Source organism: Mitsuaria sp. GD03876 (genome assembly GCF_029840635.1).
Taxonomy (GTDB): Bacteria; Pseudomonadota; Gammaproteobacteria; order Burkholderiales; family Burkholderiaceae_C; genus Roseateles.
Genome location: NZ_JAOCCU010000023.1, coordinates 57010 through 81051, shown reverse-complemented (window position 1 = coordinate 81051; position 24042 = coordinate 57010). Strand labels below are relative to the sequence as shown.

Here is a 24042-nt window from a genome sequence, read left to right as displayed (position 1 = left end):
GCGCCCAGCGCCATCGGCAGGTGGTTGAACAGCGGCATCGCCTCGGTGCCGTACATCGGGCCGAAGGCCGCCGACTCGTCCAGCGCCTCGTGCAGCCCCTCCGGCCAGGGCGGGCCCTTGAGTTCCAGCACGTTCCCGTCGGGATCGAACAGGTACAGCGACGGGCCGTCGCCCTCGGCGCCGTAGCGCGAGCCGTAGGCGTCGACGACCACGCCGCGTTCGGTCAGCCAGCGGCGCAGCGCCGGCTCGTCCAGCGCCTCGACGCGCAGGCAGAAGTGGTCGACGTTGCGGCCTTCCGTGCCGGGCCCTGCACCGCCGGCGCTGCCCAGCTTGCCGTCCAGCGGCACCAGGTCGATCAGTTGGGCGCCCGCGCGCAACTGGACCAGGCCGATCGCCTCCTGGCGCCGCTCGACCGTGCAGCCCAGCAGGTCCACGTAGAAATGCAGCGAGGCCTGCAGGTCGCGCACCCGCAGCACGAGGTGGTCGAGTCCCTGGATCTTGATCATGGCGAGCTCCTTGCGCTTGCGTTCTGGCTTGCTTGTCGTCCGGTCCACGTCGATCGCGTCGATCGCGGGATCGTTCCGGACACCGTGGCGCCATGATCGCCGTCCCTCCCAAATAAATAAACTTTCTGTTTATTAACACTCCGGCCGACAGGGAGACACGACAATCGCGCGCATGGCTTTCCGACCCCTTCCCTTGCCCGACGCGATCGCCGGCCGGCTGTGGCTGCAGTCGATGCCGGGCCGCCGCGAGCCGTGGTCCGCGTTCCTCGACGAAGCGCGGCTGAACCAGCTCAACCTCGTGGTCTGCCTCAATCCGCTGGAGGAAGTCGCCGAACTGTCGCCGGCGTATCACAAGGCCGTCGCCGAAGGGCGCCTGCCGTTCCGCTGGCTGCACGTGCCGATGCGCGATTTCGGGCTCGCGTCCGACGCGGCCGCCTTCCGCCAGGGCGTCGAGCAGGTCGCGCAGGGCCTGCGCCTGGGCGACCGCGCGCTGCTGCATTGCGCCGCCGGCATGGGCCGCACCGGCACGATGGCCGCCTGCGTGCTCAAGCGGCTCGGCCTGCCGGCGGACGCGGCGCTCGCCACGGTCAGCGTCGCCGGATCGAACCCGCAATCGGCGCTGCAGTCGGGCTGGATCCACCAGTTCTGAACCTGCCTCCCTTCCGCCATTCCACCCGTCCGATCCTCCGATCTCCCGCCCCCCGATGACCGACTCCCCGCTGCCGGCGCTGTCCGTCCTTCACGCGGACGCGTGGCGCGTCATCGTCGACAAGCCCTCCGGGCTGCTCTCGGTGCCCGGCCGCGGCGAGCACAAGCAGGACTGCGCCTCGGCCCGCGCGCAGGCGCTGTATCCGGACGCGCTGATCGTGCACCGGCTCGACCAGTCGACCTCCGGCCTGATCGTCTTCGCGCGCGGCGAGGCGATGCAACGCGCGCTCAGCGAGGCCTTCGCGGCGCGGCTCGTCGACAAGCGCTATGAAGCGGTCGTGCAAGGCGTCGTCGAGCGCGACGCCTTCGAGATCGACCTGCCGCTGATCGTCGACTGGCCGAACCGGCCCCGGCAGAAGATCGACCTCGAGCGCGGCAAGCCCAGCCTGACGCGCGTGCGGGTGCTGCATCGCGACGTCGACGCGGGCACGACGCGGGTCGAGCTGGAACCGGTCACCGGCCGGTCGCACCAGCTGCGCGTGCACCTGCTGGCCGCCGGCCATCCGATCCTCGGCGACGCGCTGTACGCGCCGCCCCAGGCCCTCTCGCGGGCGCCCCGCTTGCTGCTGCATGCGCGGGACCTGCACCTGCCGGCGGTGCTCGACGCGCCGGCCCTCACCCTGCATTCGCCGCCCGGCTTCTGAGCCGCGGCCATCCCTCGATCAAGGAGCGATTCCCATGTCCACGTCCCCGTCGACCGCCACGCCCGCGGCCTCTCCCCGTTCCCTGACGATCGTCACCGGCAGCTCGCGCGGCCTGGGCGAGGCGCTGGCGCGCCAGTCGCTCGAAGCCGGCCACCTGGTCGTCGGCATCGCCCGCGGCCGCAGCGAGGCGCTCGAGCGCTTCGCCCACGAACGCGGCCTTGCGCTGCAGCAGTGGCAGGCGGACCTCGCCAATCCGCTCGCGATCGCCCAGCACCTGGCGGACTGGCTGCGCACGCAGCCGCGCGACTGGGAGAGCGCGACGCTGATCAACAACGCCGGCGTCGTGCCGTCCCCCGGGCCGATCGACGGCGAGACGCTGGAGGCCTTGTCCTCGGCGATGCGCGTCGGCCTGGAGGCGACGCTGCTGCTGAGCGCCGCCTTCCTCGACGCGACCCGCGACTGGCCGGCCGGGCGCAAGGTGCTGAACATCTCCTCGGGCCTCGGCCGCCGCGCGATGGCTGGCAGCGCCGTCTACTGCGCCGCCAAGGCCGGCATGGACAACCTCAGCCGCGCGATGGCGCTGGACGAGGAGCACAAGGCGTCGCGCGGCGAGCCCGCGGCGCGCGTCGTCTCGCTGGCGCCAGGGATCATCGACACCGACATGCAGGCCCAGCTGCGCGGCGGCGACGCGGCGAAGTTCCCCGACCGCGACCGCTTCGCCGCGTTCAAGGCCGAGGGACAACTCGTCAGCGCCGAGGACACCGCGGCGCGGGTGCTGAAGTTCCTCGCCAGGAACGACTTCGGCCAGCAGGTGCTGGCCGATGTGCGGGACGCCTGACGCGTCGGGGCGCGGTACGCCGGAGCGCCGCGCGAAAGGGTGCCGGGTGTCGGGTGTCGGGTGTCGGGTGTCGGGTGTCAGCCCACCAGGTTGGCCAACGTCAGCAGCACCAGCAGCATCATCCACAGCACCACCGAGCGCCACACCAGGCCGACGACGCTCTGCAGATGCCCCAGTTGCGGCGGCACGCCGCCGGTCGAGCCTTCGGCCCGGGTGGCGTCCATGTCGCCGCCGGATTCGAAGGTCTTGCTGCGGTCGGGCGTGACGCCCGGCGCGGCGCTGCCGCCCAGTTGCACGCCAACCGCGCCGGCGGCGGAGGCCAGGATGATGCCCTCGTTGTCATGCGCCCAGAGCGCCGCGTCGCGGCGCCAGGCGCTGACCGCTTCCTCGAAGTTGCCCACGATCGCGAAGCCGGTCGCGGTCAGGCGCGCCGGGATGTGGTCGATCATGCCGAACAGCTTGCGCGAGAGCTCCATCAGGCGCTCGTTGGTCGGCGCATCGAGCGTGCGGCTCTTGAAGGCCCAGTAGCGGCCGGCGAATTCGGCCATCCGGTACAGCACCGCGCCGGCCGGCCCCAGGCCGATCGTCGAGAACAGCACGAACCAGAAGAACACGCCGAAGACATGCCGGTGCGCCGCGAGCAGCGAGTGCTCCAGCACGTGGCGCAGCAGCTCGGTGCGCGGCAGCTCGCTGGCGTCGAGGTGGCGCCACTCGGCCAGCAGGCGGCGGGCCTCGAGCTCGTCGCCGCGCTCGAGCGCGTCACGGATGTCGGTGAAGTAGTGGCTGAACTGGCGGAAGCCCAGCGTCAGGTAGAGCACCAGCACGTCCAGCGCCAGCGACAGCAGCAGGCTGTAGGGCCGCACCAGCGCGTAGATCGCGCCGACCAGCAGCGCCGGGCCGACCACGGTGATCGTCCACACGACGGCCGCGTGATGCGACCGCCCCGCGTCGAAGTTGCGCCCGGTCCAGCGCACCCAGGCGATCATGCCTTGATGGACCGGATTCCCGTGCGGCAGAGGCTTGAGTTGCTCGCACACCAGCGCCAGCAGGACCGCGAAGAAGTTCATGGCCCGGGATGATAGCGGCCCGCCACACCCTCGGAAGAGGGACTCGCCTCAGCGCTGCAAGAAGCGGTAGAGGTTGCGCAGCATCGCCGCGGTCGCGCCCCAGATGAAGAACTCCTTCGGGGCCGCGGCCAGCAGGCCGACGTCGGGATCGGCGTTCGACACCGCAAGACCTGGCCCTGTCCACGGCATCGACAGGAACTGCCGCCGGCCCTTCAACGGCCCCTCCGCGCCGGGGCCGCCACCGTCGACGGGGACCTCGTACTCGAACGCGTGGCGCTGGTGGTGGGCGGGGTTCATCAGGAACTCGAGCGGCACCTCGAAGGCCTCGGCCACCTCGAACGCATCCAGCCGCAGCGAGAAGCCCGGCCGGATCAGCGCCACGACCGGCGTGACCTCATACGCCGTCACCGTGCGATAGACCGGCAACTGGCCGATCAGGTCGACGAAGCGTTCGTCGAGGCCGATCTCTTCCTCGGCCTCGCGCAGCGCGGTGCGTTCGGGGGAACCATCCTCGGGCTCGGCGCGGCCGCCCGGGAAACTCACCTGGCCCGCGTGATCGCGCAGATGCGCGGTCCGTTGCGTCAGCAGCACCTGCAGGCCTTCGGCGCGCAGCACCAGCGGCACCAGCACCGCGGCCTGCGTCGGCGCGCGGCCGGGGAAGGTACCGCCGTCGCCGGGGAACTCGGGGTCGAAGGCACCCGCGTGCAGGAAGCGCTCGCGCAACGCGTCCGGCGTCAGGCGATCGCGCGGGACGGCCGGCAGGTGGGCATCGGTGCCGATGACGGGGACGACGCGGGGATCCTTGATGGCGGGACGGCTGGGCGGGAGCGTCGACATGCGGGCGGGATGTCCGGTGCGCCGGACTTGTTCGTGGGGGCTCGGGGAGCGAAGCCCCGATTGGACGCCAGAAACGACAAAGCCGCTCCGGGCAGGGCCTTGGAGCGGCTTTGAGGGGGGCGTGCGCCGAGGATTATTCGGCTGCCTTGAAGGTCAGCTTTTCCTTGATGCGTGCCGACTTGCCCGAACGCTGGCGCAGGTAGTACAGCTTGGCGCGACGGACGTCGCCGCGGCGCTTCACTTCGATCGAGGCGATCAGCGGGCTGTACAGCTGGAACGTGCGCTCAACGCCTTCGCCGCTCGAGATCTTGCGGACGATGAAGTTGGAGTTCAGACCGCGATTGCGACGGGCAATCACGACGCCTTCGTAGGCCTGCACGCGCTTGCGGGTGCCTTCGACGACGTTCACGTTGACGATGACCGTGTCGCCGGGGGCGAACGCGGGAATGGTCTTGTTCAGGCGAGCAATTTCTTCTTGCTCGAGGGTCTGGATCAGATTCACGAGGATCTCCTGGTGATCATTGCCGGCGCGAATCAGGATGATTCCAGGACTGGCCGCCATCGAATTGACTTCATCGGCGCCGCCCGCGTGGGGATTCAACCAACAGCACCCGGAACTCGCGTTCCCTTGCCGCCCTTGCCCCATCAGCCCGGTAGAGGATCGGAAAAACCCGCGATTATAGACGCGCTTGGCCGCGCGTCAAACAGCGCCCGGCTTGCGGACGGCGGCGGCGACCAGCGCGGCGAGGAATTTCTCGTCCTTCTTGTCGAGCCGGCCGTCCCGGCGCGCGGCCTCGATCAACTCCGGCCGGCGGCGCAGCGTCAGCGCCAGCGACTGCTCACGGCGCCAGCGCGCGATCTCGGCGTGGTGGCCGGACAGCAGCACCGGCGGCACCGGCAGCGGGCCCTCGGGCGTCTCCAGCACCTCGGGACGGCTGAAATGCGGGCAGTCCAGCAGGCCCTCCGAGAAACTGTCCTGCTGGTGCGAGGCGGCGTCGTTGAGCACGCCCTCCTGCAGGCGCGTCAGCGCGTCCAGCATCGCCAGCGCCGGGAGTTCGCCGCCCGACAGCACGAAGTCGCCCAGGCTGACTTCCATCGTCACGTGACGATCCAGCACGCGCTGGTCGATGCCCTCGTAGCGGCCGCACAGCAGGATGGCGCCCTCGCCTCGCGCGAGTTCCTGGACCAGCGCCTGGTCCAGCTTGCGCCCGGTCGGGCTGAAATGGATCACCGCCGGCGCACCCGGCTGGGCGGCGGCACGGTCGGCCTGGACCGCGGCGAGCGCGCGCTCCAGCGGCGCGGCCAGCATCACCATGCCTGGGCCGCCGCCGAACGGGCGGTCGTCGACGCGTCGGTAGTTGTCGTCGGCGAAGTCGCGCAGCTGCCACAGGCGCACGTCGACCTGCTTGCTCTCATAGGCGCGACGCGTCACGCCGACCCGCAGGAAGGGGTCGAAGAGCTCGGGAAACAGCGTCAGGACATCGAAGCGCATGGGCGTGCGGAGCCCGGCGGCTTCAGTAGTCCGTGTCCCAGTCGACCGAGATGGTCTTCGCGGCCTTGTCGACGGTGCCGACGAAGGCGTTCACGAAAGGGATCAGGATTTCCTCGTCGGGCTTGACCGGCGCGGTCTTGCCGGCGGGCAGGATGCGCAGCACGCAGTGCGGGCCGGTGTCGATCAGGTCGATGACCTCGCCCAGCGTCCGGCCGTCCTTGTGGACGACCGACATGCCGATCAGGTCGATCCAGTAGTACTCGTCGTCCTCGGTCTCGGGGAACACGCTGCGCGAGACGAAGATCCGCGCGCCCTTGAGCGCCTCGGCGCCGTTGCGGTCGGAGACGCCCTCGGCCTGGGCGACGATGCCCTCGCCGTGGTCGCGGACGGAAAGAATCTTGAGCACGGGCGGCACGACATGCGGCTTGCCCGGCAGGGCCTTCTCGCTCGGTTGCAGGAACCAGCGGCGAGAGGCGAAGAGCGCCTGGGGATCGGCGGAGTGGCTGAGGATCTTCATCCAGCCCTTGATGCCCCAGGCGTCCAGCACGCGCCCGACTTCGATGGCGTCCTCCGGAAAGGCCGGGGAACTCTCGATCACGTCGTCGGGCGTCTGCTTCATCGATGGAGGTCCGTCGATGAATTAAGCGGCAGCGGCCGGAGCCACGGCAGCCTTCTTGGACACGTCGACCAGGCGGGCGACGGCCGGCGACAGCTGGGCGCCGACGCCAACCCAGTAGGACACGCGGTCCTGGGCCAGGCGCAGCGTCTCGGCGTTGCCCGAGGCGACCGGGTTGTAGAAGCCCAGGCGCTCGATGAAGCGGCCGTCACGACGGTTGCGGCTGTCGGTCACGACGATGTTGTAGAACGGACGCTTCTTGGAGCCACCGCGGGAGAGTCGAATCACGACCATGATCTATCCTTCAGTCTTTTGGCGTTCCACCGCACCACAGGGACACACAGGGGCAAGCAGAGTTGAATCGACCGCACCGGACGGGGAGCGCGTGTGTCGCGCATCGAATCCCCACGGCAGGTCGGAAACTGGCACCGTAGATACGCCCCTGGTCCGTCCATCGCCCCGGAAGCTCCGGATCAGGAAGCTTCGAAGCATGACAGCCACACCCAGGGGCCAGCGCCAAAACCGGGCATTATAAACTCGCTCCTGACGCTTTGTCCTCCTCCCCCAATGACGACGACCACCAGCAGTTCCGCCCCCCTCCTGATCCGCCCCAGCCTGGAAGGCGATATCGCCGCGATCCAGCAGATCTACGAACACGCGGTGCTGCACGGCACCGGCACCTTCGAGACCGATGTGCCCGACCGCGCCGAGATGGCCCGCCGCCGCACCGAGGTGCTCAGCCGCAGCCTGCCCTACCTGGTCGCGGAGCGTGACGGCCAGGTGCTCGGCTTCGCCTATGCCAACTATTTCCGCCCTCGCCTGGCGTATCGCTACTTCGTCGAGGACTCGATCTACCTCGCCCCGCAGGCGCAGGGCCAGGGCGCCGGCCGGCTGCTGCTGGCGGAACTGATCGCCCGCTGCGAGGCCGCCGGCGCGCGCCAGATGGTGGCGGTGATCGGCGATTCGCAGAACGCCGGCTCGATCGGCGTGCATCGCGCGCTGGGCTTCGAGGATGTCGGCGTGATGAAGTCCGCCGGCTGGAAGTTCGGCAAGTGGCTGGACGTCGTCATGATGCAGCGCCAACTGGGCCAGGGCGACACCAGTTCGCCCACCGGCGCCTCGGCCGCCGCCCCCGCGCCGGCCGCCACGCCCGCCGCATGAGCGCCGCGGCCCCGGGCGCCGGCGGCGCGGTGGAACACAAGTCCAAGACCGTCGCCACCTGGCTGAGCTTCGCGCTCGGCAGCTTCGGGGCGCATCGCTTCTATCTGCACGGATTCGCGGACCGGCTCGCCTGGCTGCATCCGTTGCCCACGCTGCTTGGCCTGTACGGCATCCACCGGATGGACACGCTGGGCCAGGACGACGTCGCCGCCTGGATCCTGATCCCGTTGCTGGGCCTGATGCTGGCGCAGAGCATGCTGGCGGGCATCGTCTACGGGCTGATGCCCGACGAGCGCTGGGCCGAGCGCTTCAACCCGGGTCAGCCCGCGCGGCGCACCGGCTGGCTGCCGATCCTGGGCGTGATCGCCTGCCTGATGGTGGGCGGCGCCTGCCTGATGGCGACGATCGCGTTCTCGGCGCAGCGCTACTTCGAATCGCAGGTCGAAGCGGCGCGCGAGATCAGCCAGTAGCTCAGAACAGCGTGAAGCTGATCCAGTAGAACAACCCGGCGATGAAGGCCGACGCCGGGATCGTGAAGATCCAGGCCCAGACGATGTTGCCCGCGACGCCCCAGCGCACCGACGATGCGCGCTGCGTCGAGCCCACGCCGACGATGGCGCCGGTGATCGTGTGCGTCGTCGACACCGGGATGCCCAGCGCCGTCGCCAGGAACAGCGTGATGGCGCCGCCGGTCTCGGCGCAGAAGCCGCCGACCGGCTTGAGCTTGGTGATCTTCTGCCCCATCGTGCGGACGATGCGCCAGCCGCCGAACATCGTGCCCAGGCCGATCGCCAGGTAGCACACGACGATCACCCAGGTCGGCGGCGAATGCTCGCCGGCGCCGGCGTAGCCCGAGGCGATCAGCAGCATCCAGATCAGGCCGATGGTCTTCTGCGCGTCGTTGCCGCCGTGGCCCAGGCTGTACAGGCCGGCCGAGACCAGCTGCAGCCGCCGGAACCAGTTGTCCACCCGCAGCGGCGAGCTGCGGCGGAACAGCCAGGCCACCGCCACCATCAGCAGCGAGCCCAGCAGGAATCCCAGCAGCGGCGACACGAAGATGAACAGCACCGTCTTGCCGATGCCGCTCATGATCAGGCCCTTGGTGCCCGCCTTGGCGATGGCCGCGCCCACCAGGCCGCCGATCAGCGCGTGCGACGAGCTCGACGGGATGCCGTAGAACCAGGTGATGACGTTCCAGGCGATCGCGCCGATCAGCGCGCCGAAGATCACATGGTGATCGACGATGCTCGCGTCGATCGATCCCTTGCCGATCGTGGCCGCCACCTTCAGCTCGAAGAACAGCACCGCGATCACGTTGAAGAAGGCCGCGAACAGCACGGCCTGCTGCGGCTTGAGCACGCCGGTCGAGACGACCGTCGCGATCGAGTTGGCCGCGTCGTGGAAGCCGTTCATGAAGTCGAACGCGACGGCCAGCACCACCAGCATGGCCACGACCCAGAAGGCCACCTGCATCGTTCCCATCGGAGACGCTCCTGCTCAGCGGTTCAGGAGTTCTCGAGGACGATGCCCTCGATCAGGTTGGCGACGTCCTCGCAGCGGTCGGAGATCGATTCCAGCTGCTCGTAGATCGCCTTGAGCTTGATGAGCTCGCGCACGTCCTCCTGTTCGCGGAACAGCTTGGACATGGCCGCGCGCATCACGCGGTCGGCGTCGGACTCGAGCTTGTCGATCTCCTCGCAGGCCTTGATGGCGGCCTCGGCGGTCTGCGGCACGCTCAGCTTGGGCAGCAGCGTGACGGCGTGCTTGACGCGCTCGCAGCACTTGGCGGACAGCTCGCCCAGGCGCAGCACCTCCTCGGGGATGGAGCGCACGTCGTACAGCTGCATCGTCTCGGTGGAGTCCTGCAGCAGGTCCAGGATGTCGTCCATCGCGTTGATCAGGCCGTGGATCTGCTCGCGGTCGATCGGCGTGATGAAGGTGCGGTGCAGCAGGCGGTTGACCTCGGCGGTGACGCGGTCGGCGTGGTGCTCGGCCCGGTCGACCTCGGCGGCGTACTTCTCGCGCAGCGTCAGGTCGTTGTAGTTCTGGATCATGAGCATGAAGGCGCGCGCGCCTTCGACGATCTGCGCGCCGTGCTCATTGAACAGTTCAAAAAAGTTGCCCTCTCGGGGCAGCAGCTTGCCGAAAAACATGGGGAGGCTCCGCGCCGTGCGATCCACGCCGGACCGTCACAAAAGGTTCATTTCCGTGTCACGGAAAACCCGCGAGTGTAGCGGCCCATGGCCCGAAAGGGCCATCCCGGCCTTCCCCGCGTGCGCGATCAGCCGCGGAAGATGAAGTACACCGCGCCGAGCAGGCACAGGCCGGCCCAGATGTAGTCGGTCTTGAACGGCTGGTTCATGAAGAACATCGAGAACGGCACGAACACCGCCAGCGTGATCACCTCCTGGGTGATCTTGAGCTGCGCCAGCGAGAAGCCGCCCTGGTAGCCGATGCGGTTGGCCGGCACCTGCAGCAGGTACTCGAACAGCGCGATGCCCCAGCTGATCAGCGCCGCCACGTACCACGGCCGCGCGGCCAGGTCCTTCAGGTGGCCGTACCACGCGAAGGTCATGAAGACGTTGGACAAGGTCAGCAGCAGGACCGTCTGCCAGCCGGCGGCGGTTGCGAACATGGGCGGCTCCCGTGAAGGTGGGTCGTGGGTGGGGGGGAGTGTCAGGACGGTCCGCGCGCAAGCCGCAGCGGCGCCGGCTCGCGCTCGATCGCCTGGCCGGCGACGGCCCCGAGGTGATCGGCCAGCGGACCCAGCCCCGGCGCGGCGAGCGCCGGATCCAGCTCCAGCAGCGGCCGCAGCACGAAGGCGCGCTGGTGCAGCCGCGGATGCGGCACCGTCAGCCGGTCCAGGTCGATGGCCTGGTCGCCGTACAGCAACAGGTCCAGGTCGAGCGTGCGAGGCGCGTTCACGTAGGGCCGCTCGCGACCGTGGCGCAGCTCGATCGCCTGCAGCGCCGCCAGCAGCGTCAACGGCGGCAGCCCGGTGCGCACGCGCGCGACCGCGTTCAGGTAGTCGGGCCCCTCGCAGCCGACCGGCGCGCTGCGCCAGGCGCTGGAGACGGCCTCGAGCCGCAGGTCGGGCACGTCGGCGAGGTCGGCCAGCGCCGCTTCCAGCGTGCGCCGCAGGTCGCCGAGGTTGGCGCCCAGGCCGACGTGGGCCGAGATCATTCGTCGGAGGAAGGCGCTTGCGGCGCGCCGCCCGCCTCGCCGGCCGCCTTGGGCTTGCGGCGGCGACGGCGCTTCTTGGCCGGATTGGGCGCGCCGCCCTCCCCGTCGAGCGCGTCCGGATCGATCGGCAGCGCCGCGGCCGATTCACCGGCGACCGGCAACGGCCGGGGGTCGTGCTGCACCGAGCCGCGCGGCACCGAGTGCACGCGCCCGCCGCCCGCCTTGGGCTTGCTGCGCGGGCCGCCCTGGCGCTGCGTCTCGCGCGCCAGGTCCAGCAGGGCGCGGCGTTCGTCCTCGGTGCCCAGCGCGAAGTCCTCCCACCAGTCGGCCAGCGCCGGATCGATCTCGCCCGCCTCGGCGCGCAGCGCCAGGAAGTCGAAGCCGGCGCGGTAGCGCGGCTGCTCGATCAGGCGGTGCGGACCGCTGCCGGTGCGGCGCTCGAAGCGCGGCTGCATCATCCAGATCTCGCGCATGTCGGCGGCGAGCTTGCCGCGGCCGGAGATGTCGCCCACGCGCGCGTCGAAGACCAGGTCGATCGCCTGCTGCAGCGCCGGGACCGCGCCCTCGCCGCCGTCGACCAGGCGCTTCCAGCGCTGCTGGACCTCGCCCCACAGCATGCAGGCGAGCATGAAGCTCGGCGCCACCGAACGGCCCTCGGCCACCCGCTTGTCGGTGTCCTCCAGCGCCAGCCGGACGAACTTGCCGTGCACGTTGTCGGGCAACGCGCCGTCCTTGTCGAGCACCGCGTCCAGGATCGGGAACACGCCGCGGGCCAGGCCCTGCTTGCGCAGCTCGTCGATGCTGGCCAGCGCATGGCCGGTCTGCAGCAGCTTGATCATCTCGTCGAACATCCGCGACAGCGGGACGTTCGCCAGCAGCGGCGCCATCGCGGCGATCGGCGCGCGGGTCTTGGGTTCGATCGTGAAGCCCAGCTTCGCGGCGAAGCGCACCGCGCGCAGGATGCGGACCGGGTCCTCGCGGTAGCGGGTCTCGGGGTCGCCGATCATCCGCAGCACCTTCTTGCGGGCGTCGGCCAGGCCGCCGTGGTAGTCCACGACCAGCTCGCGCTCCGGGTTGTAGTACATCGCGTTGACGGTGAAGTCGCGGCGCGCGGCGTCCTCGATCTGCGGGCCCCAGACGTTGTCGCGCAGCACGCGGCCGGAGGCGTCCACGACGTGCGACTTGCCTTCCAGCGCGCCCTTGGACGTCTTCTCGTTGCCCTGCACCTGCTCGGCGTCGTCTTCCTTGAGCAGCGCGCGGAAGGTCGAGACCTCGATCACCTCGTGCTCGCGGCCGCGGCCGTACACCACGTGCACGATGCGGAAGCGCCGGCCGATGATGAAGGCGCGGCGGAACTGGTTCTTGACCTGTTCCGGCGTGGCGTCGGTGGCGACGTCGAAGTCCTTCGGTCTGCGGCCCAGCAGCAGGTCGCGCACGGCGCCGCCGACGATGAAGGCCTCGTAGCCCGCGTCGGTCAGGCCCTTGACGACCTTGACGCCGCGCTCGTCCAGCAGGGCCGGGTCGATGCGGTGTTCCTCCGCGGCGATCTCCATCCGCTTGCCCAGCGGCGTGGCGGTCCCTTCGGGCTTGCCCAACAGCTTGTTGATCAGTTTTTTAATCATTCGAAGAGCTTCAATATCGGCCAGCCGCGCTCGCGCGCCAGCGTCTCGAGGGCCGCGGTGGGATTGGTCGCCACCGGATGGCTGACCCGCTCCAGCATGGGCAGGTCGTTCATCGAGTCGCTATAGAAATGCACGCGCTCGAAATCTTCCCAGCGCCGGCCCTGGGCCGCCAGCCAGTCGGTCACGCGCACGATCTTGCCCGCCTGGAAGGACGGGGTCCCGCGCACGCGCCCGGTGAAGGCGCCCGCCGCATCGCGCTCCAGCTCCACCGCGATCAGGTGCTCGACGCCGAAGGCCTTGGCGATCGGCGCGGTCACGAACTCGTTGGTCGCCGTCACGACGGCCACCAGGTCCCCGGCGTCGAGGTGGCGTTGCACCAGGGCGCGCGCATTGTCGCGCAACATCGGCCCGACGATCCGGCCCATGAAGGTCTCGCGCGCGGCCTCGGCCTCGGCCAGCGGGCGGGCGCGCCAGACGGAGGTGGCGAACTCGACGTACTCGTCCAGGTCGAGCTCGCCGCGCTGGTACTGGGCGTAGAACTCGTCGTTGCGCGCGGCCCAGGCGGCGCCGTCGGCCCAGCCGATCTCCACCATGTAGGCGCCGAAGGCGTGATCCGAGTCCTGCGGGATCAGCGTGCCGTCGAGGTCGAACAGGGTCAGGTCCACGTCGAGAGTCCTTGAAAAAGCGTGAAATCGGTGCGGCCGGCGGCGACTCGTCAGGCGAGCGCCCCCTGGTCCGCGAGCATCTGCCGCAGCAGCGGCACGGTGACGGCCCGCTTGCTGGCCATCGCGAATTCGTCCAGCCCGTCCAGCAGCGTCATCAGGTGCTTGAGGTCGCGGGCGTAGCGGTTGAGCAGGTAGTCGATCACGTCGTCGGCCAGCGCGATGCCGCGGCGGTCGGCCTCGCGGCGCAGGACCGCGCGGACCTCGCCCTCGGACAGCGGCTGCAGCGCGAAGGTCGGGCCCCAGCCGAGCCGGGTGCGCAGGTCCTCGCGCAATTCGAGGTCCACGGGCGGCGCGGTGCCGGTCGAGACGACGGCCAGGCCCAGCGTGGCGGCCTCGACGAACAGCGCGAAGGCCGCGTGCTGCTGGCCCGGGTCGAAGCGCTGGGTGTCGTCGAGCAGCAGCAGGCTGGGGTGGGTGGGCAGTTCCCAGGGCAGCGGGGTGTCGGCGTCGTACCAGCCGACCTGCGCGCCAGCGTGCTGCCAGTGCTGCGCCAGCGCCCGCAGCAGGTGCGTCTTGCCGCTGCCGGCGGGGCCCCACAGGAACACCGGCGGCGAGCCCGCGCCCAGCCCCAGCACGTGCGTGAGGGCCGCGGTGTTGGCACCGGTGAGGAGCGTGTCAAAGGTGTAGTCGGGCTCGGGACCGAGCGACAGCGGGATCTGCTTCAAACCACTTCAGCGTTGGAGGGGGAGACCCCACGAAGAGGGGCAATTCTAAGCGGCTCGAGGGGACACCCCTCCCCCGCGACCGCCCGTTGACGCGCCGCCGGCCGCGCGGAGGCCCGCTCAATGGAGGGTGGGGCCGTTCTTGTGGTCGCCCATCTGCTGGAGAAACTGGTCGAGCTCGAGCTGCTCGGCGCGGTCCTGCGGCAACAGCGCCACCAGCTTGCGCTGCACGGCCAGCAGGCGCGGCAGGTCCTGCTGGTCCATGTGGATCTGCTTGAGGTTGCGCAGCATGCGCGCCAGGATCTGGCGCGGCGACGCGGTGCCCAGGAAGGCGTCCAGCGACATCGGCTCCTCAGGCATCAGGCCGGCGCGCTCGCGCCAGGGGCTGAGGAACTCGTCGAGCTCGCCGCGCCCCAGCGACCGCCCGCTGAACGGATCGAGCACGACCTCGCCCTGCGGCAGCCGCAGCTTCATCAGGAAGTGGCCGGGAAAGCTGACGCCCTTGACCCGCAGCCCCACATGCGTGGCCAGCTCCATGTAGATGATCGCCAGCGAGATCGGGATGCCGCGCCGCGTCGCCAGCACCTGGTGGAGGTAGCTGTTGCCGACCGCGTAGTAGTCGTTGACGTTGCCGGCGAAGCCGAGCTCGCCATGGAAGTACTGGTTGAGCATGCGCAGCCGGTGGCTGGGCGGCGCGTCGGCCGGCAGGCGCTGCCGCAGCCGTTCGCCCAGGCGGTCCAGTTCCGCCATCACCTGCTGCACGTCCAGGCGGGGCACGTCGTCCAGCGCGATCGCGGTGGCGGCCTCGGCCAGGTTCAGCGTGTCGTCGTCGGCAACCAGCGTCGAGAAATAGTCCAGCGCCGACGGCACCGTCCACTGCAGGGGTGAACTCATGCGCCCGAGTCTACGCCTGCCCCGCGACGCGGCCGCGCGGGCGGCACGGGCCGCGCGCGGGCATCACGCGCGGCGCGCGAACTGGCGCGGCTTCACGCCCAGCGCCAGCAGCAGGCCGAAGTACAGCACCGCCGAGCCGCCCAGGCTCAGGGCCATCCAACCGGCGCGCGCCAGTTCGAAATGCGCCCCCTTGCCGACCCAGGCGACATGGCCGGCCAGCCACCACTGCAGCGCGCCCATCGCCGCGCTGGCGATCGCCACGCGCAGCAGGAACAGCGGCCAGCCCGCCTCGGGCACGTAGCTGCCGAGCCGGCGCAGCCCGCGCAGCAGCAGCAACGCGTTGACCACCGCGCCCAGGCCGATCGACAGCGCCAGCCCGGCCACGCCGATCTTCAGGCCGAAGACGAACACCGCGTTGAACAGCTGCGTCAGCACCAGCACGCCGACGGCGATGCGCACCGGCGTGCGGGTGTCCTGGCGCGCGTAGAAGCCGGGCGCCAGCACCTTGATGGCGACCAGGCCCATCAGGCCCAGCCCGTAGCCCATCACCGCGCGCGCGGTGTTGGCGACGTCCGCCGCGGTGAAGGCGCCGCGCTGGTAGAGCACGGCCACCAGCGGCTCGGCGAACACCAGCAGCGCGACCGCGCAGGGCAGCGCCAGCAGCAGCGTCAGGCGCAGGCCCCAGTCGAGCAGGCCGGAGTACTGCGCCATGTCGCCCTTGGCCTGGCTGGCCGAGAGCTGCGGCGTCAGCACGACGCCCAGCGCCACGCCCAGCAGCGCGGTGGGGAATTCCATCAGCCGGTCGGCATAGGTCAGCCAGGACGCGGCGCCCTCGCCCACCGCGATCGCGATCTGCGTGTTGATCAGCAGCGACAGCTGCGCGACGCCCACGCCCAGCAGCGCGGGCCCCATCTTGCGCAGCACCTGGCGCACGCCCTCGTCCGCCCAGGCGCGGCGCAGCCCCGCCCAGCCCAGCGAGAAACGCGGCATCAGGCCGAGCTTGAGCAGCGCCGGCACCTGCACCGCGAGCTGCAGCACGCCGCCGACCATCACGCCCACGGCCAGCGAGTAGATCGGCTCGTAGCCGTGCCGCGCCAGCAGCGGCGTGAGCCCGTAGCCGGCCGCGATCGAGGACAGGTTCAGCAGCACCGGCGTGACCGCCGGCACGATGAAGCGCTTCCAGGTGTTGAGGATGCCGGCCGACAGCGCCACCAGCGACATGAAGCCGATGTAGGGGAACATCCAGCGCGTCATCACGACGGCGGCGTCATGCGCGTCGCGGGACAGGCCCGCGCCCAGCGCCCACACCAGCACCGGCGCGCCGACCACGCCGATCGCGCAGGTCGCCAGCAGCGCCCACAGCAGCACGGTGGCGACGGCGTCGATCAGGGTGCGGGTGGCGTCGTCGCCGTCCCGGGCGCGCGAGGCCGCCAGCGCCGGCACGAAGGCCTGCGCGAACGCGCCCTCGGCGAACAGCCGCCGCAGCATGTTGGGAATGCGGAACGCCACGTTGTAGGCGTCCGTCATCGCGTTGGCGCCGAACAGCGCGGCCACCATCTGCTCGCGGACCAGCCCGGTGATGCGGGACAGCAGCGTGAAAACCGAGACCAGGGAGGCAGTGCGCAGCAGATTCATTCAGCGGACAGTGAGACGGCGCCCCGCGGGCGACCGCGCATTATGGGTGCCCGGGCGTTTCGCAATACCTCGGATTTGGTTTTTCGATTCCTGCCTGCTATACTCGCCGTCTTTGCACCAACTGGACCCATAAGACAATGGCAAGCTCTTCCAAAGCCAAGAAGAAAACCGTGCGTCTGGCCTCGGGCCGCAAGCGCGCACGTCAAGACGTCAAGCTGAACGCCGCCAACTCGGCGCTGCGTTCGAAGTTCCGCACGGTCATCAAGAACGTGCAAAAGGCGATCGTCACGGGTGACAAGGCCAAGGCCGCCGACCTGTTCAAGACCGCCCAGCCCGTCATCGACTCCGTCGCCGACAAGGGCATCTTCCACAAGAACAAGGCTGCTCGCCACAAGAGCCGCCTGTCCGCCAAGATCAAGGCGCTGGCCGCCTGATAGCCAAATCCAGCTCTGGTGCACGAACAAGCCCGCTTCGGCGGGCTTTTTCATTCCCGCCGCGCCGAGCGCTTTCGGGTTGGGCGCTCAGCGTCGTTCCGAATCCTCGCCATAGCCCCGCTATGGCTCCGGTTCGCGCCTAGCTGCGCATCCCAACCCGAAACCGCTCGACACGGCAGGCCCGGCGTCTCTAGAGCGGGATCGGCGTGGTGATCTGACCCACCACCTCGCGCACGTGGAGCCAATCCACGACGTTGCGCGCCACCCAGTCCCCATCGTCCAGGGGCAGGTCGTGTCCGGCATGCTTGTGCAGCCGCAGCGGCGCGCCCCAGGCGCGGCTGATGGCCTGCGAACAACGCCAGTCCACCAGCGCGTCGCCCTGGCTGCACAGCAGCAGCATCGGAGGCTCGGGCTTGGCCAGGCTCGCGCGGTAACGCGCGGCGGCCAACAACTGCCTCAGCGCGTTGCGGCGCCTCACCGGATGCCGGCGCTGGATGGACACCCAATCGTCGATCACCTGGTCCGGCTGCCGCTGCAGCCGGGTCGTCATCTCCAGCACCTTGGCCTCGCGCCGGCGCAGGCTCAGCCGCGTCAGGCTCAGCAGCAGCAGGGACCAGTAGTTCGATGGCCGCAAGCGGCGGAAGAACGCGCTGAACGGCCGCAGGCTGGTGTTGATCAACACCACCGCATCGAGCTCCGCCGGATGGCGCGCCGCCCACTCGCTGGCGACCATCGCGCCCAACGACATCGCCAGCACCTGGTACGGCGGCGGCACGCCGCGGCGGCGCAGTTCGGCCCGGCATTCCTCCATCATCGCGTCCACGTGCGTGGGGCTGCTCTGATGGTGCTTGTCGCCATTGCCGGGCAGGTCGAGCAGCTCCAGCCGGGCCTCCGGCTGCTGCACGCGCAACGCCCGCAACAGGCGGGTGGGGAAATCGCCCCAATGGGCGCTCTCGCGGGTCAGCCCGCGCAGCAGCACCCAGGTGTGCACGCTCATCGGACACTCCTCCGATACCAGCGAATCAACGCCTGCTCCCCGTGATCAAGTCGTGTTTCCGGCCCCGGCAGCCACCGGAACGCGCTCTGCGTCGCGCGAGTCATGAAATCCATCCAAGCCATGTGCCGTCTCAGCACCCGCTGGCGTCGATGCTCGATCAGCGGGTTGAACATGCCGTGCCGGGAGAGTAGCTGGCGCGGATTTTTCTTGACCCACAGCCATGACCCCATTTCGAGCGTCATCGGCAGGAAGATCCCCTGATCGAGGGTGAGGGACTCGTCGTAGAGGTGGTCCCAGAGGTCGCCATGCGTCAGGTAGTGCTGGCTCTGCGGCTCCATCACGTACGGATGCGGCGACAGGCATTGGTCGAGAACCTCGCACAGCGCATGCACCTCCGCCAGGTGCCGCATCGGCCGGCGGCTGCGCGCGTACGGAAACCAGATCCGGTCGCGCAGCCCGAAGCCGCTGTGGAAGTCGATGACCAGCGACACCGGCCGGCCCAGCAGCTCCTCGCGGACGAAGCGGCACAGCGCCTCGCTTTCCACCTGCATCGGCGCACCGGCCGGGCCGCGGAAGTACGGCAGTCGGCGCGTCAGCCGATGGCCGCCGATCAGGAACGGCACGCCGTGCTCGGCATCCTGCGGCGCGTTGCGCATCAGGTCCACGCCTTGCGGATTCGACCGGGATCCCGCCCACACGCCGCCGGGATTGACCACCGGCAGGAACACCAGGCGCAGCGACTCGAGCTGCTGATGCAGGCTGAGGTCCCAGCGCAGCCGGCGCACCAGGCTGCCCAGGTAGGCCAGCACCACCTGCGCGCCGATGCGCTCCAGCCCATGGACGCCGCCGATGAACCCCAGCGCGGGCGTGGCGGGATCGGGGTTGCCCAGCGTCACGCCGATGACCGGCAGTTCACCCCGCCCGGTGTCGACGCTGGCCAGCTCGCGGGCGCGGACCAGCGGTCCGGCCTGGTCGATCAGGCGCAGCAGCTCCTGCACTTCCGGCAGGACGGCCGCGGCCCGCGGGGCCGCGTGGGCGGTGAAGACGGCCATGGTCCGGCGGCCTGAACAGGATGTCGAAGCGAACCCGCAAGGCTAGGCGCGCCGACGGCGCAAGGCGATGGCCCGATCGGACCAGGAAGACCCGCCGGTTCAGGGGAGTCGCGGAGGGGGCGGAGGCTCAGGCCTTGCCGGATTCGCGGCCGTCGGGCAGCAGGCAGGCGTCGACGACCTGCAGCTTGTTGTCGCGGGCGAAGTTCATGACGAAGTCCCAGGCCATCGGCTCCACGGACTTCAGCGCCTCGTTGACGATGACGCACTTGATGCCGTCGATGACGCGCGGCACGCAGTAGGGGGAGTAACCGAGGTAGGCGTCGCGGCCGCTGCGGGTGCCGCCGGGCCGAAAGCAGGACATCGCACCAGCCAGTCGCTCGGCCCAGTCGCTCGGGCGGAAGGTGCGGCCATCCGTGGTGATCCCCTGGATGAACACTTCTCGCGGCTTGGGCTGCTCAGTCATTGGCTACTCGGTCTCACGCGTCCCGGCAAAACCGCTATTGTGCCTTGGATGTGTTGCGGCGCAGCACGCGGGGACATGCTGCTCGCCCGCTGGTCAGCCGCGCTGCCGTCGCTGTCCAGGAGGAATCTCCTCGCCCGCCAGGGTCGGCCCGTAGAATTCGCCGCTCTCCCCCAAGCCCTGGTCCAGGCCCCGTCCGGACCGGGATTTCTCCCCCACCCTCCACTGCATTCGGAGACTTGATGAACGCCTCGGACTCCTCGTTCGCCGCCCCGACCGAACCCCATGTGATGCAAACCTACGGCCGCCTGCCGATCGCCCTGTCGCACGGCGAAGGCGCCTGGGTGTGGGACACGGCCGGCCGACGATACCTGGACGGCCTGGGCGGGATCGCCGTCAACACGCTCGGACACAACCATCCGAGGCTGGTGGCGGCGTTGCGGGACCAGGTGGGCAAGCTGATCCACACCAGCAACTACTACCACGTCCCGCTGCAGGAGCAGCTCGCGGCCAAGCTCTGCGCGCTCTCCGGCCTGACCAACGTCTTCTTCTGCAACTCCGGCCTGGAAGCGAACGAGGCGGCGCTCAAGATCGCCCGCAAGTTCGGCCATGACCGCGGCAACCACGACCCGAAGGTGATCGTGTTCGAGAAGGCCTTCCACGGTCGCTCGATCGCGACGCTGTCGGCCACCGGCAACCCGAAGGTGCAGGCCGGCTTCGGCCCGCTGGTGCCGGGGTTCGTCCGCGTGCCGCTGAACGACGTCGAGGCGCTGCGCAAGGCACTGGCCGACAACCCCGGCGTGACCGCGATCTTCCTGGAGACGATCCAGGGCGAAGGCGGCATCAACCCGGCCCGCGTCGACTTCCTGAAGGACCTGCGCAAGCTCTGCGACGAGCATGACCTGCTGCTGATGCTGGACGAGGTGCAGTGCGGCATCGGCCGCACCGGCAAGTGGTTCGCGCACCAGTGGGCCGGCATCGTGCCCGACGTGATGCCGCTGGCCAAGGGCCTGGGCTCGGGCGTGCCGATCGGCGCGGTGGTCTGCGGCGACCGCGCCGCCAAGGTCTTCGGGCCGGGCAACCACGGCACGACCTTCGGCGGCAACCCGCTGGCGATGCGCGCCGGCGTGGAGACGCTGGCGGTGATGGAGGACGACGGCCTGCTGGCCAGCGCCGCCACCGTCGGCGCCGAGCTGAAGGCGGCGATCGAGCACGGCCTGGCCGGCGTGGCCGGCCTGGTCGAGGTGCGCGGCCAGGGCCTGATGCTGGGCATCGAGCTGGACCGCCCCTGCGGCGTGCTGCTGACGCGCGCGATGGACGCGGGCCTGCTGCTGAGCGTGACCGCCGACAAGGTCATCCGCCTGGTGCCGCCGCTGATCCTGACCAGCGCCGAGGCCGCCGAGATCGCCGCGCGCCTGGTGCCGCTGGTCAAGGCCTTCCTGGCCGAGTCGCCGGCCGCCGCGCCATGAAGCCGGGGGACACGCTGATGCGTCACTACCTGCAGTTCAAGGACCTGCGCGCGGAGGAGTACGGCCACCTGTTCGAACGGGCGTCGACGATCAAGCGGCGCTTCAAGAACTACGAGAAGTACCAGCCGCTGCAGGACCGCACGCTGGCGATGATCTTCGAGAAGGCCTCGACCCGCACGCGGGTCAGCTTCGAGGCGGGCATGTACCAGATGGGCGGCTCGGTGGTGCACCTGACCACCGGCGACAGCCAGTTGGGCCGCGCCGAGCCGATCGAGGACAGCGCGCGCGTGATCAGCCGCATGGTCGACATCGTGATGATCCGGACCTACGAGCAGACCAAGCTGGAGCGCTTCGCGGCGCACTCGCGGGTGCCGGTGATCAACGGGCTGACCAACGAGTACCACCCGTGCCAGATCCTGGCGGACCTGTTCACGTTCATCGAGCAGCGCGGCATGGACCGCCGCGGCGCGATCGACATGGACTGCCTGAAGGGACGCGTGGTGGCCTGGGTGGGCGACGGCAACAACATGGCCAACACCTGGCTGCAGGCCGCGGAGATCCTCGGCTTCACGGTGCACGTCAGCACGCCCAGCGGCTACGAGATCGACCCGGCGGTGGCCGGCATCAAGGACACGCGCTGCTACAAGGTCTTCCAGGACCCGAAGGAAGCCTGCCGCGGCGCCGACCTGGTGACGACGGACGTCTGGACGAGCATGGGCTACGAGGCCGAGAACGAGGCGCGTCGCGCGGCGTTCGCGGACTGGTGCGTCGACGCGGCCATGATGGCCGTGGCCAAGCCGGACGCGCTGTTCATGCACTGCCTGCCGGCGCATCGCGGCGAGGAGGTCGCCGCCGAGGTGATCGACGGTCCGCAGTCGGTGGTGTGGGACGAGGCCGAGAACCGCATGCACGTGCAGAAGGCGCTGATGGAGTACCTGCTGCTGGGGCGCATCGGCTGAGGCCATGGCGCCGTCAGGCGCCGCGCGACACAGGGCCCGCCATGCGCGGGCCTTTTTCATGCCCGCGCCAGCCTACTTCGCCGCCGGCAGCGGCTTCAGCCCCTCTTCATAGGACCCGGCCGGATAGTGCTTCTGCACCGCGCGCCACATCGCGCCGGAGCGCGCGTTGCGCTCGAGCGCGTCGCCGATCAGCTCGCGGTCCTTGGCCGACAGGTGGCGCGACAGGTAGATGCCGCTGTCGCCCCAGCCCAGCTCCGCGATCGACTCCAGCCGCAGCCGGTCCAGCAACGGACGCGTCCGCGCGTCCTGCACCAGCGTCCCGGCCAGGATCGACGGCGCCATCACCGTCACGTCCGCCAGGCTGCGCTCCAGCGACCGCACCACCGCCGCCGGGTCGGCCTCGACCACCAGCCGCCGCTGCGCCTTCAGCGTCCTGAGCAGTTGCTGGTAGGCCTCGCCGTAGTCGAAGCCGCGCACCACCACCACGCGCAGCTCGCGGCGTTCGGCCAGGTCGGCCAGGCTCTCGACCGGCGCGCGGTCCGAGGCCAGCGAGATCAGCATCGCCCGCGCCTTCATCATCGGCACGAAGTCGCCATGCGCGTCGCGCGGCGAAGTGCGCGTGGCCGGCAGCAGCAGGTCGCCGCCGCCGCTGGCGAACATCGCCTCGACCCGCGCCCGCGGCACGACGATGAAATCGAATTGGCAGCCGGTCTCGGCCCCGACCTTGCGCAGCACCTCCGGGAAGACGCCGCCGACCTCGCCGCCGGTGACCGCGACGCTCATCCCCACCGGCGCCACCGGCACCCGGATCGGCCGTGTGCAGTCGGCCCAGGCAGGCGCCGATGCCAGCGCACCCAGCGCGCCCAGCGCCACCACGGCCGCGGCCAGCCGCCGGCCGGCCCGCCCGCAGGCGCGCGCCCAACGATCGATCGCCGGCGTGCCGTCCCGCACGCCCCGGGCCGGCCGCCCGAATTCCAACGTCGCCATCTTGTTGTCCCCCGTGACGCCGCGCCGGCGACCGGCAGGCGCCGGGGCGCCCGCCTCGCCGCCCGCGCGCCGAGTCCTGGGCCAGCGTAGCAAAGCCGCGCGCGGCGGCAACGCGTGAAACCCGCGTCCGCCGCTGTCCATCGCCCATCCGGAGGGGGAGACCCTCGCCTCGGGGAAGCCCGCCGCGCCGGAATGCGCTCCAATGAGCGCCGCCCCACGAACGCTGCCCGTGTGCGCGGCGCCCTCCGTGCCACCCGATGTGCGCACCGGCGTCATGGCCGTCGCGCGCACGCCAAGCCAGACGTCAGCCGCGCATGGCATCCTTGCCGTTCTCATGAAAACCGCTCTGATCTCCGACCTGCACGCCAACCGCCAGGCGTTCGAGGCCGTCATCGACCACGCCCGGCGGCAGGGCGCCGGACACTTCGCGCTGCTCGGGGACTACGTCGGCTACGGCAGCGATCCGGGCTGGGTCGTCGACCAGGTCCGCGCGCTGCGCGAGGACGGCGCCATCGTGGTGGCCGGCAACCACGACCTGGGCGTGACGCAGGGCCCGCGCCCGACGATGAACGAGGACGCCCGCGCCGCCATCGCCTGGACGCGCGCGCGGCTCAGCGACGCGCAACTGGCCTTCCTGGCCTCGCTGCCGATGTCCGAGGAAGAGGACGACTGCCTGTACGTGCACGCCAACGCCTTCGACCCGACCGGCTTCGCCTACGTCCAGGGCCGGCTGGAGGCGATGCGCAGCCTGCATGCCACCGAATGCCGCTACACCTTCTGCGGCCACATGCACGAGCCGATGCTCTACCACCTGTCGGGCACCGGCAAGGCGGGCGACTTCAAGCCGCAGCCCGGCGTGCCGATCCCGCTGCTGCCCAACCGGCAGTGGCTGGTCATCCCCGGCGCCTGCGGCCAGCCGCGCGACGGCAACCCGGCCGCGGCCTACGCGCTGTTCGACCACGACAGCGAGGAACTCACCTTCCAGCGCGTCCCCTACGATGTCGAGGCCGCCGCCGCCGCCCTGCGCGCCGCGCCGGGCCTGCCCGCCGGGCTGGCCGACCGGCTCGCGCAGCGCCTGGGCGCCGGCCGCTGAA

At 70.3% G+C, this 24042-nt stretch carries 28 protein-coding genes and 1 pseudogene; 9 read left to right on the top strand and 20 right to left on the bottom strand.

The window, feature by feature from the left end; translation table 11 throughout:
• Window positions 1–107 precede the first annotated feature (107 nt).
• Window positions 108–506 (bottom strand): annotated as a pseudogene (locus tag N5D62_RS15900) (VOC family protein); the annotation flags it as partial.
• Between the two features lie 172 nt (window positions 507–678).
• On the opposite strand from N5D62_RS15900, the gene N5D62_RS15895 reads away from it, so the two are divergent.
• Genes N5D62_RS15895 through N5D62_RS15885 form a run of 3 tightly spaced genes read left to right on the top strand, consistent with a single transcriptional unit; the run spans window position 679 to window position 2696 of the window.
• Entirely contained in the window at window positions 679–1155 is a 477-nt protein-coding gene (locus N5D62_RS15895; protein ID WP_279758818.1) for a tyrosine-protein phosphatase, read from the top strand.
• Between the two features lie 55 nt (window positions 1156–1210).
• Window positions 1211–1858: a pseudouridine synthase gene (locus tag N5D62_RS15890; protein ID WP_279758817.1), complete on the top strand. Its 648-nt coding sequence runs from the start codon at window positions 1211–1213 to the stop codon at window positions 1856–1858.
• 34 nt (window positions 1859–1892) lie between these two features.
• Window positions 1893–2696: an SDR family NAD(P)-dependent oxidoreductase gene (locus N5D62_RS15885; RefSeq protein WP_279758815.1), complete on the top strand. Its 804-nt coding sequence runs from the start codon at window positions 1893–1895 to the stop codon at window positions 2694–2696.
• A 77-nt stretch (window positions 2697–2773) separates the two neighbouring features.
• On the opposite strand, the gene N5D62_RS15880 is transcribed toward N5D62_RS15885, so the two are convergent.
• The 6 genes from N5D62_RS15880 to rpsP form a co-directional block, all read right to left on the bottom strand.
• Window positions 2774–3763, bottom strand: coding sequence for a CobD/CbiB family protein (locus N5D62_RS15880; RefSeq protein ID WP_279758814.1), 990 nt, complete (start codon window positions 3761–3763; stop codon window positions 2774–2776).
• A gap of 48 nt (window positions 3764–3811) precedes the next feature.
• A complete protein-coding gene (locus N5D62_RS15875; protein WP_279758813.1) occupies window positions 3812–4600 on the bottom strand; it encodes a CoA pyrophosphatase in 789 nt (262 codons plus the stop codon).
• A gap of 133 nt (window positions 4601–4733) precedes the next feature.
• Complete coding sequence (gene rplS / locus N5D62_RS15870; RefSeq protein ID WP_279758848.1) at window positions 4734–5102, bottom strand: 50S ribosomal protein L19; 369 nt, start codon at window positions 5100–5102, stop codon at window positions 4734–4736.
• A 198-nt stretch (window positions 5103–5300) separates the two neighbouring features.
• Entirely contained in the window at window positions 5301–6092 is a 792-nt protein-coding gene (gene trmD / locus N5D62_RS15865; protein ID WP_279758812.1) for a tRNA (guanosine(37)-N1)-methyltransferase TrmD, read from the bottom strand.
• 22 nt (window positions 6093–6114) lie between these two features.
• Window positions 6115–6711 (bottom strand): ribosome maturation factor RimM, encoded by a 597-nt coding sequence (rimM, locus tag N5D62_RS15860; RefSeq protein ID WP_279758811.1) that lies wholly within the window; start codon window positions 6709–6711, stop codon window positions 6115–6117.
• Window positions 6712–6732: 21 nt separating this feature from the next.
• Window positions 6733–7002, bottom strand: coding sequence for a 30S ribosomal protein S16 (gene rpsP, locus N5D62_RS15855; protein WP_279758810.1), 270 nt, complete (start codon window positions 7000–7002; stop codon window positions 6733–6735).
• A 273-nt stretch (window positions 7003–7275) separates the two neighbouring features.
• Between rpsP and N5D62_RS15850 the strand changes: the two genes are divergently transcribed.
• Together N5D62_RS15850 and N5D62_RS15845 are read left to right on the top strand one after the other, a co-directional pair.
• A complete protein-coding gene (locus N5D62_RS15850; RefSeq protein WP_279758809.1) occupies window positions 7276–7869 on the top strand; it encodes a GNAT family N-acetyltransferase in 594 nt (197 codons plus the stop codon).
• A complete protein-coding gene (locus N5D62_RS15845) occupies window positions 7866–8339 on the top strand; it encodes a TM2 domain-containing protein (RefSeq protein WP_279758808.1) in 474 nt (157 codons plus the stop codon). Before N5D62_RS15850 ends, N5D62_RS15845 begins: the two co-directional genes overlap by 4 nt.
• A gap of 1 nt (window position 8340) precedes the next feature.
• On the opposite strand, the gene N5D62_RS15840 is transcribed toward N5D62_RS15845, so the two are convergent.
• The 9 genes from N5D62_RS15840 to murJ form a co-directional block, all read right to left on the bottom strand.
• On the bottom strand, window positions 8341–9351 hold the full coding sequence (locus N5D62_RS15840; RefSeq protein ID WP_279758807.1) for an inorganic phosphate transporter: 1011 nt from the start codon (window positions 9349–9351) through the stop codon (window positions 8341–8343).
• Window positions 9352–9374: 23 nt separating this feature from the next.
• Window positions 9375–10022: a DUF47 domain-containing protein gene (locus N5D62_RS15835; RefSeq protein ID WP_279758806.1), complete on the bottom strand. Its 648-nt coding sequence runs from the start codon at window positions 10020–10022 to the stop codon at window positions 9375–9377.
• 128 nt (window positions 10023–10150) lie between these two features.
• Window positions 10151–10504, bottom strand: a complete 354-nt coding sequence (locus N5D62_RS15830) for a DMT family protein (protein WP_279758805.1) — start codon at window positions 10502–10504, stop codon at window positions 10151–10153.
• Between the two features lie 41 nt (window positions 10505–10545).
• Window positions 10546–11052: a 2-amino-4-hydroxy-6-hydroxymethyldihydropteridine diphosphokinase gene (gene folK, locus N5D62_RS15825; RefSeq protein ID WP_279758804.1), complete on the bottom strand. Its 507-nt coding sequence runs from the start codon at window positions 11050–11052 to the stop codon at window positions 10546–10548.
• On the bottom strand, window positions 11049–12674 hold the full coding sequence (gene pcnB, locus N5D62_RS15820) for a polynucleotide adenylyltransferase PcnB (protein ID WP_279758803.1): 1626 nt from the start codon (window positions 12672–12674) through the stop codon (window positions 11049–11051). The genes folK and pcnB overlap by 4 nt, the downstream gene beginning before the upstream one ends.
• On the bottom strand, window positions 12671–13339 hold the full coding sequence (locus tag N5D62_RS15815) for an HAD-IB family hydrolase (RefSeq protein WP_279758802.1): 669 nt from the start codon (window positions 13337–13339) through the stop codon (window positions 12671–12673). Before N5D62_RS15815 ends, pcnB begins: the two co-directional genes overlap by 4 nt.
• A gap of 50 nt (window positions 13340–13389) precedes the next feature.
• Complete coding sequence (locus tag N5D62_RS15810; protein WP_279758801.1) at window positions 13390–14064, bottom strand: DnaA/Hda family protein; 675 nt, start codon at window positions 14062–14064, stop codon at window positions 13390–13392.
• Window positions 14065–14181: 117 nt separating this feature from the next.
• Window positions 14182–14955: a transglutaminase-like domain-containing protein gene (locus N5D62_RS15805; protein ID WP_279758800.1), complete on the bottom strand. Its 774-nt coding sequence runs from the start codon at window positions 14953–14955 to the stop codon at window positions 14182–14184.
• Between the two features lie 63 nt (window positions 14956–15018).
• Window positions 15019–16590, bottom strand: coding sequence for a murein biosynthesis integral membrane protein MurJ (gene murJ, locus N5D62_RS15800; RefSeq protein ID WP_279758799.1), 1572 nt, complete (start codon window positions 16588–16590; stop codon window positions 15019–15021).
• A gap of 137 nt (window positions 16591–16727) precedes the next feature.
• Here murJ and rpsT point away from each other — a divergent pair, with 137 nt between their 5' ends.
• Complete coding sequence (rpsT, locus tag N5D62_RS15795) at window positions 16728–17024, top strand: 30S ribosomal protein S20 (RefSeq protein ID WP_067066702.1); 297 nt, start codon at window positions 16728–16730, stop codon at window positions 17022–17024.
• A 190-nt stretch (window positions 17025–17214) separates the two neighbouring features.
• Here the strand turns inward: rpsT and N5D62_RS15790 are convergent, their stop codons facing one another.
• From N5D62_RS15790 to N5D62_RS15780, 3 genes are all read right to left on the bottom strand, one after another.
• Complete coding sequence (locus N5D62_RS15790; protein WP_347881817.1) at window positions 17215–18021, bottom strand: alpha/beta hydrolase; 807 nt, start codon at window positions 18019–18021, stop codon at window positions 17215–17217.
• Entirely contained in the window at window positions 18018–19073 is a 1056-nt protein-coding gene (locus N5D62_RS15785) for a M14 family zinc carboxypeptidase (RefSeq protein WP_279758798.1), read from the bottom strand. Before N5D62_RS15785 ends, N5D62_RS15790 begins: the two co-directional genes overlap by 4 nt.
• Window positions 19074–19200: 127 nt before the next feature.
• Entirely contained in the window at window positions 19201–19536 is a 336-nt protein-coding gene (locus tag N5D62_RS15780) for a DUF3579 domain-containing protein (protein ID WP_279758797.1), read from the bottom strand.
• A 239-nt stretch (window positions 19537–19775) separates the two neighbouring features.
• Between N5D62_RS15780 and N5D62_RS15775 the strand changes: the two genes are divergently transcribed.
• Both N5D62_RS15775 and argF read left to right on the top strand, forming a co-directional pair.
• Entirely contained in the window at window positions 19776–21002 is a 1227-nt protein-coding gene (locus N5D62_RS15775) for an aspartate aminotransferase family protein (protein ID WP_279758796.1), read from the top strand.
• Window positions 20999–21961, top strand: a complete 963-nt coding sequence (gene argF, locus N5D62_RS15770; protein ID WP_279758795.1) for an ornithine carbamoyltransferase — start codon at window positions 20999–21001, stop codon at window positions 21959–21961. The genes N5D62_RS15775 and argF overlap by 4 nt, the downstream gene beginning before the upstream one ends.
• A 72-nt stretch (window positions 21962–22033) precedes the next feature.
• Here the strand turns inward: argF and N5D62_RS15765 are convergent, their stop codons facing one another.
• Entirely contained in the window at window positions 22034–22948 is a 915-nt protein-coding gene (locus tag N5D62_RS15765) for a transporter substrate-binding domain-containing protein (protein ID WP_279758794.1), read from the bottom strand.
• A 334-nt stretch (window positions 22949–23282) separates the two neighbouring features.
• Between N5D62_RS15765 and N5D62_RS15760 the strand changes: the two genes are divergently transcribed.
• Complete coding sequence (locus tag N5D62_RS15760; RefSeq protein WP_279758793.1) at window positions 23283–24041, top strand: metallophosphoesterase family protein; 759 nt, start codon at window positions 23283–23285, stop codon at window positions 24039–24041.
• Window position 24042: the final 1 nt, after the last annotated feature.

Excerpts from the sequence above, each read along its gene's own strand:
- rpsT (WP_067066702.1), top strand. The coding sequence starts at position 16,728 with ATGGCAAGCTCTTCCAAAGCCAAGAAGAAAACCGTGCGTCTGGCCTCG.
- N5D62_RS15765 (WP_279758794.1), bottom strand. The coding sequence starts at position 22,948 with ATGGCGACGTTGGAATTCGGGCGGCCGGCCCGGGGCGTGCGGGACGGC.
- N5D62_RS15805 (WP_279758800.1), bottom strand. The coding sequence starts at position 14,955 with ATGAGTTCACCCCTGCAGTGGACGGTGCCGTCGGCGCTGGACTATTTC.
- N5D62_RS15760 (WP_279758793.1), top strand. The coding sequence starts at position 23,283 with ATGAAAACCGCTCTGATCTCCGACCTGCACGCCAACCGCCAGGCGTTC.
- pcnB (WP_279758803.1), bottom strand. The coding sequence starts at position 12,674 with ATGATTAAAAAACTGATCAACAAGCTGTTGGGCAAGCCCGAAGGGACC.
- N5D62_RS15790 (WP_347881817.1), bottom strand. The coding sequence starts at position 18,021 with ATGAGCGTGCACACCTGGGTGCTGCTGCGCGGGCTGACCCGCGAGAGC.
- trmD (WP_279758812.1), bottom strand. The coding sequence starts at position 6,092 with ATGCGCTTCGATGTCCTGACGCTGTTTCCCGAGCTCTTCGACCCCTTC.
- N5D62_RS15875 (WP_279758813.1), bottom strand. The coding sequence starts at position 4,600 with ATGTCGACGCTCCCGCCCAGCCGTCCCGCCATCAAGGATCCCCGCGTC.
- folK (WP_279758804.1), bottom strand. The coding sequence starts at position 11,052 with ATGATCTCGGCCCACGTCGGCCTGGGCGCCAACCTCGGCGACCTGCGG.
- N5D62_RS15835 (WP_279758806.1), bottom strand. The coding sequence starts at position 10,022 with ATGTTTTTCGGCAAGCTGCTGCCCCGAGAGGGCAACTTTTTTGAACTG.
- rpsP (WP_279758810.1), bottom strand. The coding sequence starts at position 7,002 with ATGGTCGTGATTCGACTCTCCCGCGGTGGCTCCAAGAAGCGTCCGTTC.
- N5D62_RS15830 (WP_279758805.1), bottom strand. The coding sequence starts at position 10,504 with ATGTTCGCAACCGCCGCCGGCTGGCAGACGGTCCTGCTGCTGACCTTG.
- rimM (WP_279758811.1), bottom strand. The coding sequence starts at position 6,711 with ATGAAGCAGACGCCCGACGACGTGATCGAGAGTTCCCCGGCCTTTCCG.
- N5D62_RS15845 (WP_279758808.1), top strand. The coding sequence starts at position 7,866 with ATGAGCGCCGCGGCCCCGGGCGCCGGCGGCGCGGTGGAACACAAGTCC.
- N5D62_RS15775 (WP_279758796.1), top strand. The coding sequence starts at position 19,776 with ATGAACGCCTCGGACTCCTCGTTCGCCGCCCCGACCGAACCCCATGTG.
- N5D62_RS15850 (WP_279758809.1), top strand. The coding sequence starts at position 7,276 with ATGACGACGACCACCAGCAGTTCCGCCCCCCTCCTGATCCGCCCCAGC.
- murJ (WP_279758799.1), bottom strand. The coding sequence starts at position 16,590 with ATGAATCTGCTGCGCACTGCCTCCCTGGTCTCGGTTTTCACGCTGCTG.
- N5D62_RS15840 (WP_279758807.1), bottom strand. The coding sequence starts at position 9,351 with ATGGGAACGATGCAGGTGGCCTTCTGGGTCGTGGCCATGCTGGTGGTG.
- N5D62_RS15780 (WP_279758797.1), bottom strand. The coding sequence starts at position 19,536 with ATGACTGAGCAGCCCAAGCCGCGAGAAGTGTTCATCCAGGGGATCACC.
- N5D62_RS15880 (WP_279758814.1), bottom strand. The coding sequence starts at position 3,763 with ATGAACTTCTTCGCGGTCCTGCTGGCGCTGGTGTGCGAGCAACTCAAG.
- N5D62_RS15785 (WP_279758798.1), bottom strand. The coding sequence starts at position 19,073 with ATGGCCGTCTTCACCGCCCACGCGGCCCCGCGGGCCGCGGCCGTCCTG.
- N5D62_RS15890 (WP_279758817.1), top strand. The coding sequence starts at position 1,211 with ATGACCGACTCCCCGCTGCCGGCGCTGTCCGTCCTTCACGCGGACGCG.
- N5D62_RS15895 (WP_279758818.1), top strand. The coding sequence starts at position 679 with ATGGCTTTCCGACCCCTTCCCTTGCCCGACGCGATCGCCGGCCGGCTG.
- N5D62_RS15885 (WP_279758815.1), top strand. The coding sequence starts at position 1,893 with ATGTCCACGTCCCCGTCGACCGCCACGCCCGCGGCCTCTCCCCGTTCC.
- argF (WP_279758795.1), top strand. The coding sequence starts at position 20,999 with ATGAAGCCGGGGGACACGCTGATGCGTCACTACCTGCAGTTCAAGGAC.